This window comes from Pseudomonas citronellolis, from assembly GCF_900112375.1.
Classification (GTDB): Bacteria; Pseudomonadota; Gammaproteobacteria; order Pseudomonadales; family Pseudomonadaceae; genus Pseudomonas; species Pseudomonas citronellolis.
In genome coordinates, this window is the sequence record NZ_FOLS01000011.1 from 118882 (window position 1) to 130283 (window position 11402).

Annotated in this window: 11 protein-coding genes; 8 read left to right on the forward strand and 3 right to left on the reverse strand. The window is 68.2% G+C overall.

Going from position 1 to position 11402, the window contains the following annotated elements; all coding sequences use genetic code 11:
- Positions 1–161 precede the first annotated feature (161 nt).
- The 4 genes from BM060_RS12765 (at position 162) to BM060_RS12775 (ending at position 2801) form a co-directional block, all read left to right on the forward strand.
- A complete protein-coding gene (locus BM060_RS12765; protein ID WP_043317268.1) occupies positions 162–998 on the forward strand; it encodes a BON domain-containing protein in 837 nt (278 codons plus the stop codon).
- Positions 999–1065: 67 nt separating this feature from the next.
- Complete coding sequence (locus BM060_RS12770) at positions 1066–1278, forward strand: hypothetical protein (RefSeq protein ID WP_043317270.1); 213 nt, start codon at positions 1066–1068, stop codon at positions 1276–1278.
- Between the two features lie 93 nt (positions 1279–1371).
- On the forward strand, positions 1372–1518 hold the full coding sequence (locus BM060_RS32385) for a lmo0937 family membrane protein (RefSeq protein WP_135499832.1): 147 nt from the start codon (positions 1372–1374) through the stop codon (positions 1516–1518).
- A gap of 77 nt (positions 1519–1595) precedes the next feature.
- Entirely contained in the window at positions 1596–2801 is a 1206-nt protein-coding gene (locus tag BM060_RS12775) for a DesA family fatty acid desaturase (protein WP_052267813.1), read from the forward strand.
- Here BM060_RS12775 and BM060_RS12780 read toward each other — a convergent pair.
- Positions 2747–3502, reverse strand: coding sequence for a Crp/Fnr family transcriptional regulator (locus tag BM060_RS12780; protein WP_043317272.1), 756 nt, complete (start codon positions 3500–3502; stop codon positions 2747–2749). The genes BM060_RS12775 and BM060_RS12780 overlap by 55 nt on opposite strands.
- A 167-nt stretch (positions 3503–3669) precedes the next feature.
- On the opposite strand from BM060_RS12780, the gene BM060_RS32390 reads away from it, so the two are divergent.
- Genes BM060_RS32390 through gnd form a run of 4 tightly spaced genes read left to right on the forward strand, consistent with a single transcriptional unit; the run spans position 3670 to position 7609 of the window.
- Positions 3670–3816: a lmo0937 family membrane protein gene (locus BM060_RS32390; RefSeq protein WP_135499833.1), complete on the forward strand. Its 147-nt coding sequence runs from the start codon at positions 3670–3672 to the stop codon at positions 3814–3816.
- 8 nt (positions 3817–3824) lie between these two features.
- Entirely contained in the window at positions 3825–5159 is a 1335-nt protein-coding gene (locus BM060_RS12785) for a glucoamylase family protein (RefSeq protein WP_052267814.1), read from the forward strand.
- Entirely contained in the window at positions 5159–6670 is a 1512-nt protein-coding gene (locus BM060_RS12790; RefSeq protein ID WP_043317274.1) for a mercuric reductase, read from the forward strand. Before BM060_RS12785 ends, BM060_RS12790 begins: the two co-directional genes overlap by 1 nt.
- Before the next feature lie 33 nt (positions 6671–6703).
- Positions 6704–7609, forward strand: a complete 906-nt coding sequence (gene gnd / locus BM060_RS12795; RefSeq protein WP_043317276.1) for a phosphogluconate dehydrogenase (NAD(+)-dependent, decarboxylating) — start codon at positions 6704–6706, stop codon at positions 7607–7609.
- Here the strand turns inward: gnd and tkt are convergent.
- Positions 7596–9668: a transketolase gene (gene tkt / locus BM060_RS12800; protein WP_043317278.1), complete on the reverse strand. Its 2073-nt coding sequence runs from the start codon at positions 9666–9668 to the stop codon at positions 7596–7598. The genes gnd and tkt overlap by 14 nt on opposite strands.
- Positions 9669–9689: 21 nt before the next feature.
- Positions 9690–11342, reverse strand: a complete 1653-nt coding sequence (pgm, locus tag BM060_RS12805) for a phosphoglucomutase (alpha-D-glucose-1,6-bisphosphate-dependent) (RefSeq protein ID WP_043317280.1) — start codon at positions 11340–11342, stop codon at positions 9690–9692.
- Between the last annotated feature and the right edge of the window lie 60 nt (positions 11343–11402).

The following is an 11402-nucleotide window of genomic DNA, read 5'->3' on the forward strand; positions in this document are numbered from 1 at the left end:
TCCGACGCGCCATTGTGGCGTGTCCCCGGAACGGCACCTTGCGCCGACCCTAGGTGCGAACCTGCCGCCCTGCTGCTGCCATGCAGGCAGCAGTGGGCTGCAGGTCCCAGGGATGGGCCGCCCAGGGGCGGACGCAACGCTATCCCTGGTGGAGAAACAGCATGCACAGTTATTTCCGCAAACTGCGGTTGGCGTCCTGCATCGCCATGGCGCTGGCGGCGGGCGGCCCGGCCTTCGCCGCAAGCCCGACCTCGCAGGAGGTCATGGACGCGCGGCAGGAATCGCAGATCGCCACGACTTACTCCCTGAGCCCGTACCTGCGTGACAACGGCCTCGAGGTCTCGGTGCTCGACGGCAAGGCCACCGTGCGCGGCACCGTGGAGGAAAGCACCAGCAAGGACCTGGCGACGCAGATCGCCATGGGGGTGAAGGGGATCAAGTCGGTGGACAACCAGATACTGGTCAAGCCCGACTACCTGCCGCCGAAGCAGGATGGCGTCCGTGGTTTCGGCCAGACGATCGACGATGCGAGCATTACCACCGCGGTCAAGTCGAAGCTGCTGTGGAGCAAATACACCGATGGCCTGTCGACCAACGTCGAAACCACCGCCGGCAAGGTGACCTTGCGTGGCACCGCCACGAGTTCCGCTGCACGTACCGCGGCCGGCCGCCTGGCTTCGACCACCCAGGGCGTCGTTGCGGTGGACAACGGCATCCAGGTCAGGGCCGAACAGCCGAACACCGCGCTGGCCACTGGCAAGAGCACGGCGAATGCCGCCGGGCAGGGCATCTCCGACAGCTGGATCACCACCAAGGTGAAATCGACCCTGCTGTACTCGCGCAACGTCAGCAGTTCGGATATCACCGTGAGCACCCACAACGGCATTGTCACCCTCAGCGGTGGGCTGGGCAGCCGAGCGGAACGGAGCCTGGCCATCGAGCTGGCGTCGAACGTGCGGGGCGTCAGGGAGGTGCAGGCGAAGGGACTGCGGTACTGACCCGCTAACCTCGGGCCGGAGCCGCGCCCCTGCGGCGCTGGCCAGATTCCATTTTCCCGAGGCTCCCATGAAAAAGACCATCGAAACGACTGGCAAATCGACGCCGACACCCAACGAAGGCGGCGAGCAGATGCCCGGCGGGGAGTACGGCTCGCCCGCTGAGCGCTACTCCTTCCGCGATCGCGCCAGGCGGCCGGCGCCACCAGCGTCTGCGCAGGACCACGACGCCGACCCGGCGCCGCTCCTGCAGGAAGAGCGCGCGCCGCCCCCTGATGAATGACTCCGGCCTCGACGCTTTTTCTGCGTGCGTTGACGAACAGACGCGCAGGCCAAGGCTGCCCAGACTGAGGCTGTCGATAGCGGAGGTGCCAAAATGCTCGAAACCATTGCAGTTCTATTGATCGTCCTGTGGGTGCTCGGGTTGGTCACGTCGTACACCCTGGGTGGTTTCATTCACATCCTGCTGATCCTGGCACTCATGGCCGTGGTATTCCGGGTGCTACAGGGCCGGCGGCTCTGATCCCGGGAGCCGAGCCCAGTGCCCTGCGGGTGGCTCCATGAAGGGGCCGCCCGCACTCACCATGAGGCAACGCCGCCATGTGGTATTCCGGCCTTCTCGATCTGTCGGTGTGGCAACTGATTGCCGTCACGCTGCTGCTCACCCACTTCACCACGCTCAGCGTCACCCTCTATCTGCATCGGTACTCGGCGCACCGTTCGCTGGAATTGCATGCCGCGCTGAAGCATGTGTTCCGTTTCTGGCTATGGTTGAGCACCGGGATGATCACCCGCGAGTGGACCGCCATCCACCGCAAGCACCACGCCCGCTGCGAAACCGCCGACGACCCGCATAGCCCACGCTACAAGGGGCTGTACCGGGTTCTCTGGCAAGGCGCGGAGCTGTATCGCGAAGAGGCAAGGAACCCGGAGACGCTGCGCCTGTACGGCAAGAACTGCCCGGATGACTGGCTGGAGCGGCACCTGTATACCCGCTTCCCCAACGGCGGGGTGACGCTGATGGCGCTGCTCGACCTGGCCCTGTTCGGTGTAGCCGGGCTGACCGTATGGGCCGTACAGATGATGTGGATCGCCTTCTGGGCCGCCGGCGTGGTCAATGGCCTCGGCCATGCCGTCGGCTACCGCAACTTCGAATGCCGCGGCGCCGCCACCAACCTGGTGCCCTGGGGCCTGGTGGTGGCCGGCGAGGAGCTGCACAACAACCATCACACCTACCCCAACTCGGCCAAGCTGTCGGTGAAGCCCTGGGAGTTCGACCTGGGCTGGGCGTGGATCCGACTGTTCAGCGGCCTGGGACTGGCCCGGGCGGTCAGGGTGGCGCCTGTCGCCTACCGGCTGCAGGGCAAGCGCAGCCTGGATGCGGACACCGCCATGGCCATCTTCAACGATCGCTTCCAGGTCATGGCGCAGTACCGCAAGCGGGTCATGGCGCCGCTGGCGGCGCAGGAGCTGGCCAATGCCGACGCCTCGCTGCGTCGCTTGATCCGGCGCGCCCGGCGACTACTGGGGCGCGAGCCGAGCTTGCTGGACGAACGCCAGCAGGCGCTCGTCAACGCTACGCTGCAGGTGAGCCAGGTACTGGGCCTCGCCTACGAACGACGCATGGCCCTGCAGCGGATCTGGGCCAGGGCCGCCGGGCCGGGGCTGGGCGAGGCCATCGTGCAGTGGGTGAGCGAGGCGGAAGCCAGCCAGTTACAGGCGTTGCACGAGTTTGCCGGGTTGTTGCGGACCTACTCCTTATGTCGTTGCCCCCCGGAAGGGGCGGCTGGCCGGGTGGGGACATAGGGCAGCAGGCGGTCGGTTTCCTTTTTCACCACCGCGTAGCACTCGCAGCTCAACTCCTCCAGCCTGGCCCGGTCGAGCACGGTGATGCGCCCCCGGCTGTACTCGATCACCCCTTGCTTCTGCAGCTTGCCGGCGGCCTCGGTGACGCCTTCGCGGCGTACGCCGAGCATGTTGGCGATCAGCTCCTGGGTCATGGTCAGTTGGTTGCTCGGCAGGCGGTCGAGGGACAGCAGCAGCCAGCGGCAGAGCTGCTGGTCGATGGAGTGGTGGCGGTTGCACACCGCGGTCTGGGCCATCTGGGTGATCAGCGCCTGGGTGTAGCGGAGCATCAGCTGGAGCATCTCGCCGTGGCGGTTGAACTCGTCCTTGATGCGTCGCCCGGACAGCCGGTAGACGCTGCCGGCGCTCTGCACGATGGCCCTGCTCGGGGTGCTTTCGCCGCCCATGAACACCGCGACGCCGATCAGGCCCTCGTTGCCGACCACCGAGATTTCCGCCGAGGCGCCGTTCTCCATCACGTACAGCAGCGAGATGATGGCGTCGGTGGGGAAGAACACGTGGCGCATGGCGTCCCCGGATTCGTAGAGAACCTTGCCGAGGGGCAGGTGCTGCAGTTCCAGGTGGGGGAACAGGCGCTCCTGCACGGTGCCCGGCAATGCGGCCAGCAAATGGTTCTGCAGGGGGGAGGGGGTCTCTTGCATAACAGCATCCTTCTTCAGGGAGAAAGCCTTTCCTCCGCTCTTTAGCATACACCTGGCTCTGCCGTTGGCCAGCCGCCCTGGGTACGCTGGCGCACAGACCGGCACGGTTGCAGGCGCCCACGCTGGGGTGTCATGCAATTCCTGCCGATGGCAGGGGGAGAACCGGCATGCTCGAAGGCATAGTGGTCGTCCTGGCCGCCCTGTGGTCGCTGGGGATGATGACCTCGCACACGCTGGGCGGCTTTATCCACCTCCTGCTGGCCCTGGCGCTGCTTGCCCTGGTGCTGCTGATCGAGCGGGCACCCCGGTCGTAGCCGGCGAAATGGACCTGTGCATCCCGTATTCGCCGACACAACTTTCCACGCTACCCGCCGGGAGGCTGCTGGAGCGGTTGCAGTGCGCGGCCTTCACCTATTTCCGGGAAAACCTGAACCCGCGCAACGGGCTGCTGGCTGACACTTCGCGCCCCGGTTCTCCGGTCAGCATCGCGGTGGTCGGTTTCGCCCTGAGCACCTACCCGCTGGCGGTGCGGCACGGCTGGTTGACGCGTGCCCAAGCGCTGCGCTCCAGTCTTGCGGCGTTGCGATTCTTCGCCACCAGTGAGCAGAGCGACAAACCCATGGCCAGCGGCTACAAGGGCTTCTACTACCACTTCCTGGATTTCCATAGCGGCACGCGGGCCTGGCGTTCGGAGCTGTCGATGATCGACAGCGCGCTGCTGATCGCCGGGATGCTCGCCGCCGGCGAATTCTTTAGCGGTGCCGACGCTGCAGAACGCGAACTGCGAGGCCTGGTCGAGCGGCTCTACCGGCGTGTCGACTGGTGCTGGGCGCAGGGCGGCGAAGCGACCATCCGCCAGGGCTGGAAGCCCGAGTGTGGCTTCCTGCACTACGGCTGGGAGGGCTACAGCGAGGCCATCCTCCTGTATGCGCTGGCTCTTGGCTCGCCCAGCCAGCCGATAGCTGCCGACGGCTACCGCGCCTGGACCGCCACCTACCAGTGGGAGAACCTCTACGACCACGACTACCTGTATGCCGGGCCGCTGTTCATCCACCAGTTCTCCCATGCTTGGATCGATTTCCGCGGCATTCGCGACCCGTTCATGGGCGAGAAGCGCTCGGATTACTTCGAGAACAGCCGGCGTGCCGCCTACATCCAGCGCGAATACGCACGGCGCAACCCACATGGGTTCGCCGGCTACTCGGAAAACTGCTGGGGCCTGTCGGCTTGCGACGGGCCGAGCGACGAACGGCCCGACCTGACCAACGAACGCCGCCGGCTGTTCGGCTATGCCGCCCGCGGCGTACCCTACGGCCCCGATGACGGTTCACTGTCGGCACCGGCACTGCTGGCGTCGTTGCCCTTCGCCGCGGAAATCGTCCTGCCAGCGCTGCGGCACATGCTCGCGTACTACCCAGAAATGTGCCGCGAAGGGCGCCTGGCCAGTAGCTTTAACCCGGGTCTGGCCGGCGCCGACGGGCGCGCCTGGGTGTCTGCCGGGCACTTTGGGCTGGACCAGGGCATCGTCCTGCTGATGATCGAGAACCACTGCAACCAGGGGCTCTGGCAACTGATGCGGCGCTCGCCCTACCTGCGCACCGGCCTGCGCCGCGCCGGGTTCCAGGGTGGCTGGCTGGATGCACGGGGAGCGAGCTGATGGCTGACGATGACCGGCCTGCGCAAGCTACCGCCGAGGCGGGCCTGGTGGCCAACGTACCCCCGCCGCAGTGGCGCAACCCCCGTGCCAGCGGGCGCTACCACTTGGTGATCGTGGGTGCCGGCCCGGCCGGCCTGGCCGCGGCGAAAACCGCGCTGGCGCTGGGGGCTCGGGTGGCCCTGGTGGAGCGCCGGCTGATCGGCGGCGATTGCCTGAACGATGGCTGCGTGCCCTCGAAGACCTTGATCCGTACTGCCCGTCTGTACGCCGAGATGCGCGATGCACAGCGCTGTGGCGCGCGGGTGCCAGGAGATATCCAGGTCGATTTCGCCGCGGCGATGGCACGCGTGCGGCATATCCGCAGCCACCTGAGCGTGGCGGAGTCGGCGCTGCGCTTGCGTGCGCTGGGCGTCGAACTGTTTTTCGGCGAGGCGTGTTTCGTCGGCCCCGACACCCTGGCGGTCGACGGGCAACTGCTGCGCTTCCGCAAGGCCCTGGTCGCCACTGGTGCCCGGCCGAGCGTGCCACTGATTCCCGGTCTGGCAGAGGCCGGCTACCTGACCAACGAGAACGTCTTCGACCTCCTCGACCTGCCACGGCGGCTGCTGGTGATCGGCGGTGGACCACTGGGTTGCGAACTGGCCCAGGCATTCTGCCGCCTCGGCGCGCGGACCAGCATAGTGCAGGATCTGCCGCTGTTCCTCGGCAACGAGGAGCGTGACGCCGCGCAGTTGTTGTCCGACGCCTTCGCCCGTGACGGCATCGAGGTACGCCTGAACACCCGGGTGCTGGGCGTGTGCTCGGTGGCCGGAGAAAAGCGCGTCGAGTTGCTCAGCGACGATTACCGGCACACGCTTGCCGTCGACACCATCCTCACCGGAATCGGCCACTCGCCGAACGTGCAGGGGCTGGGTCTGGAAGTCGCCGGCATCGACCACGGCGCCGTCGATGGCATCCGCGTTGACGATTTCCTTTGCACCAGCAACCCGAATGTCTACGCCGCCGGCGATGTCTGCCTGGAACACAAGTACACCCATACGGCGGCGGCCTCGGCGCACATCGCCGTGCACAATGCGCTGTTCCGCGGCCGTCGGCGGATGAGCGCGCTGGTCGTGCCCTGGTGCACCTTCACCGACCCGGAGATCGCCCATGTCGGGCTCTACGTGCGCGAGGCCAACGAGCGGGGCATCCCCGTGAAGACCTTCACCATCCCGATGCACGAGGTCGACCGTGCGGTGACCGACGGCGAAACCGACGGTTTCGTGAAAATCCACGTCGGCGAAGGCAGCGACCGGATTCTCGGAGCGACCATAGTCGCCCGGCATGCCGGCGACATGATCAACGAGGTCACCCTGGCCATGGTTGCGGGCATCGGCCTGCGCAGCCTGTCCAGGGTGATGCATGCTTACCCGACCCAGGCCGAGGCGATCCGCATGGCGGCCGACGCCTACACTCGGACTCGCTTGCCGGCCCGGATCAGGGCGCGCCTGACGCGCTGGCTGGAGCGTTGAACGGTTACCCACGGCCCTCAAGGAGGACTTCCCATGAAACTCGGCATGATCGGACTGGGGCGCATGGGCGCCAACATGGCCCAGCGTCTGCTGCACGGCGGCCACCCGGTGGTCGGCTTCGACCCCAGGATCGAGGCCCGCGTGGCCCTCCAGGGGCAGGGCGCGGAAACCGTGGACTCCCTGGTCGCTCTGGTGGCGAAGCTGCCGCCGCCGCGGGCGCTCTGGCTGATGGTCCCCGCTGGCGAGGTCACCGACGCCATCCTGGATGGCCTGCGGCCACTGCTGCAGGCCGGCGATACCCTGGTCGACGGCGGCAACTCCCGCTACCAGGACAGCCAGCGTCGGGCCGCGAGCTTCGCCGGGCAGGGTATCGGTTACGTGGATTGCGGCACCAGCGGCGGCGTCTGGGGCCTGGCCGAGGGCTACAGCCTGATGATCGGCGGCGACGAGGCGGTGGTGGAGCGCCTGTCCCCGCTGTTCGAATGCCTGGCGCCGGCGCCCGGTCGCGGCTGGGGACGCGTTGGCCCTGCTGGGGCAGGGCACTTCGCCAAGATGGTGCACAACGGCATCGAATACGGCTTGATGCAGGCCTACGCCGAAGGCTTTTCGATCCTGCGCCAAAAGCACGATTTCGACCTCGACCTGCAGCAACTGGCGGACATCTGGAGCCATGGCAGCGTGGTGCGTTCCTGGCTGCTGGAGCTGACCGCAAAGGCCCTGGCAGAACACCCGAGCCTGCACGACATCACGCCCTACGTCGCCGACTCCGGCGAGGGCCGCTGGACGGTGGACGAGGCCATCGCCCTGGGCGTGCCTGCGCCGGTCATCACCCAGGCTTTGATCGCCCGCCTGCGTTCGCGCGATGCCGAGTCCTTCGCCGACCGCCTGCTGGCGGCGCTGCGCAACCAGTTCGGCGGCCACGAGGTCAGAAAGGAGTAGATCCTGCCCGGCAGCGGGTGAGCACGGCCTCGGCGCGAGCGCAGACGTTGTCCACGCTGAAGCCGTATTCGCGTAGCAACACCCTGGCCGGTGCCGAGGCACCGAAACGCTCGACGCTGAGCATCTCGCCGTAGGCGCCGATGTATCGCTCCCAGCCCTGGCGCACGCCCAACTCGACTGCCAGCCGTGCCGTTACCTGAGGCGGCAGCACAGCCTCGCGTTCGGCCTGCGATAGCGCTTCAAACAGTTCCCAGCAGGGCATCGACACGCAGCGCACGGCGATGCCTTTGCCCTCCAGGCGCCCGGCGGCGGCGAGGATCAGCGTTACCTCCGAGCCACTGGCCAGGAGGATCAGCTCGGGCGGGGCGGCCACCGGATCGCTGAGCACGTAGGCGCCTCGCCGCAGCCCCTCGGCGGCGGCGTAGCGCATGCGGTCGAGGGTCGGCAGCGCCTGCCTGCTGAGCACCAGCAGCACCGGGCGGTCGCGGGTCTCCACGGCGACCCGCCAGGCCACCGCGGTTTCGTTGGCGTCGGCGGGGCGGATCAGCAGCAGGCCGGGGATCGCCCGCAGGCTGGCCAAGTGCTCCACCGGTTGGTGGGTCGGGCCGTCCTCGCCAAGGGCCAGGCTGTCGTGGCTGAACACGTGGACCAGGTGAAGGCCCATCAGTGCCGCCAGACGCAGCGCCGGACGCAGGTAGTCGGAGAACACCAGGAAGGTGGCCCCGTAGGCGATGAAGCCGCCGTGGGCAGCCAGGCCGTTGAGCATGGCGCCCATGGCATGTTCGCGCACGCCAAAGTGCAGGTTGCGCCCTGTGCGGCTCCAGCCGGCGCTATCGGAGCCCTGCAGGTCTTCACCCGCCGCCGGTGCCGTGTTGAAGTCGCCCAGCCCCTTGAGGGCGGTCCGGGTCGAGGGATCGAGGTCGGCGGAACCGCCGACCAGTGCCGGTAGCCGCGCAGCGATGGCGTTCATGACCTGGCCGGAGGCATCGCGGCTGGGCAAGCCCCTGGCATCGGCGGGAAACACCGGGATGTCGGCGTCCCAGTCGGCCGGCAGTTGCGCATCGAGGCGTTGCGCCAGCTCCTTGGCCAGCACCGGAAACGCCTGCGCGTAGGCTGCCATGCGTTGGTGCCAGACCGCCTCGTCGCCGGCACCGCGTTGCAGGGCCTGGTGGAAGTGCGCGAGGACCGTGTCCGGTATGAGAAACGCCGGTTGTGCAGGCCAGCCCAGCCTGGCTTTGGTCAGGCGCACACCCTCGACGCCCAGCGGTGTGCCGTGGGCCTTGAAACTGTCCTGCTCGGGCGAGCCATAGCCGATGTGCGTGCGCACCAGGATCAGCGAGGGGCGGGAATCCTGCGCCTGGGCGGCGCGCAGGGCCGCCTCTAGCTCGTCGAGGTCGTTGCCGTCCTCGACCGCCTGGGTGTGCCAGCCGTATGCGGCGAAACGCTGCGCGCGATCCTCGCTGAAGGCGATGGCGGTGCCGGCGGACAGAGTCACGCTGTTGTCGTCGTAGAGGCAGGTGAGCTTACCCAGGGCGAGATGACCGGCCAGAGAAGCGGCTTCGCTGGCCACGCCCTCCATCAGGTCGCCGTCGCTGACCAGGGCGAAGGTGCGATGGTCGATCACGCTGTGCCCGGGGCGGTTATAGCTCGTGGCTAGTTGCTCCTCGGCCACGGCCATGCCCACCGCGTTGGCCAAGCCCTGGCCGAGAGGCCCGGTGCTGATTTCGACGCCGGCGGTATGCCCGCGCTCGGGGTGGCCAGGGGTCTGGCTGCGCCATTGGCGGAAGCGCTGCAACTGCTCCAGAGGCAGGTCATAGCCGCTAAGGTGCAGCAAGGCGTAGAGCAGCGCCGAGCCGTGCCCGGCGGAGAGGACGAAACGGTCGCGGTCGGGCCAGTTAGGGTTGCTTGGGTTGGTTTTCAGCCAGCGGGTCCACAGCACGTAGGCCATGGGAGCGGCGCCCAGGGGGAGGCCGGGATGGCCGCTGTTGGCCCGTTGCACCATGTCCACCGCGAGGAAACGCAGGGTATCGATGCATTGCCGATCGAGGACGCTGGACATGATGGCCTCCGCAGCCGGGGTTCAAGGGCTCGTGAGCGCGTTGTCGACCATGGCCTGCGCCTGTTGCAGGATGGCCTGCAGGTGAGCAGGATCCTTGAAGCTCTCGGCGTAGATCTTGTAGATCGCTTCGGTGCCGGATGGCCGCGCGGCGAACCAGCCGCTGGCGGCGCAGACCTTGATGCCGCCGATCGGCGCCTGGTTGCCCGGCGCGCGGTCGAGCACCTGGGTGATCTTCTCGCCGGCCAGTTCGCCGGCGTTCAGCCGGGCCGCCGAGAGCTTCGCCAGCCGTGCCTTCTGCTCGGCGCTGGCCGGCGCCTCGACACGGTCGGCCAGGGGGGCGCCCAGCGCGTCGGCGATCTCGCGGTAGCGCTGGCCGGGGTCGCGGCCGCTGCACGCGGTGAGTTCCGCAGCCAGCAGGGCCGCGATCATACCGTCCTTGTCGGTGGTCCAGACCCTGCCATCCTGGCGCAGGAAGGAGGCCCCTGCGCTTTCCTCGCCGGCGAAGCCGAGGGCGCCGTCGAGCAGGCCGTCGACGAACCATTTGAAGCCCACCGGCACCTCGTACAGGCGCCGCCCGAGGTGGGCCGCCAGACGGTCGATCAGCGCGCTGCTGACCAGTGTCTTGCCGACGGCCGCCGCGGGGCCCCACTGCGGGCGGTGGCGGAACAGGTAGTCGATCATCACCACCAGGTAATGGTTCGCCGGCAGCAACCCGCTGCCGCGGGTGACGATGCCGTGGCGGTCGTGGTCGGTGTCGCAGGCGAAGGCCAGGTCGTAGCGGTCCTTGAGGGCCAGCAGGCGCTGCATGGCGTAGGGCGAGGAGGGGTCCATGCGGATCCTGCCGTCCCAGTCAAGCGGCATGAAGCCGAAGGTCGGGTCGACGGTTTCGCTGACCACGTCGAGGTCCAGGCGGTAGCGCTCGGCGATGGCCCGCCAGTAATGCACGCCGGCGCCGCCGAGCGGGTCCACGCCCAGGTGCGGGCCGGCGGCGCGGATCGCGGCGAAGTCGATGACCTGGGCCAGATCGTTGACGTAGGCGTGAAGGAAGTCGTGGCCATGGGTGTTGGCGGCGAGGCGGGCGCTGCCGAAGGGCATCCGCCGCACGCCCTGCAGGCCACCGGCGAGCAGGGCGTTGGCGCGGGCCTCGATCCAGCCGGTGACCTCGCCGGCGGCCGGGCCGCCGTCGGGCGGGTTGTACTTGAAGCCGCCATTGTCCGGCGGGTTGTGCGACGGAGTGATGAGGATGCCGTCGGCCAGAGCGCCGCCGCGCCCGCGGTTGTAGGCCAGGATGGCATGGGACACGGCGGGCGTCGGGGTGAACTCGCCGCCCTTGGCGATCATGCTTTCCACGCCATTGGCAGCGAGCACTTCCAGCGCGCTCTCGAATGCCGGCTGCGAGAGCGCGTGGGTGTCCGCGCCGAGGTACAGCGGGCCGTCGATACCCTGCAGCCTGCGGTAGTCGCAGATGGCCTGGCTGATCGCCAGCACGTGCCACTCGTTGAAGCTGCGCTCGAACGGGATGCCGCGGTGCCCGGAGGTGCCGAAGGCGACCCGCTGCGCCGGTTCCGCCGGGTCGGGGCGCAGGTCGGCGTAGGCGGCGAGCAGGGCGGCGACGTCGACCAGCGACGCGGCGGGGGCCGGCTGTCCGGCCAGGGGGCTGATGCCGTTGCTCATGGGAGGAGCTCCTGTGACTGGCCAGCGTGCCAGGGCAGGCTGCCGGCCGAGACCTTGTCC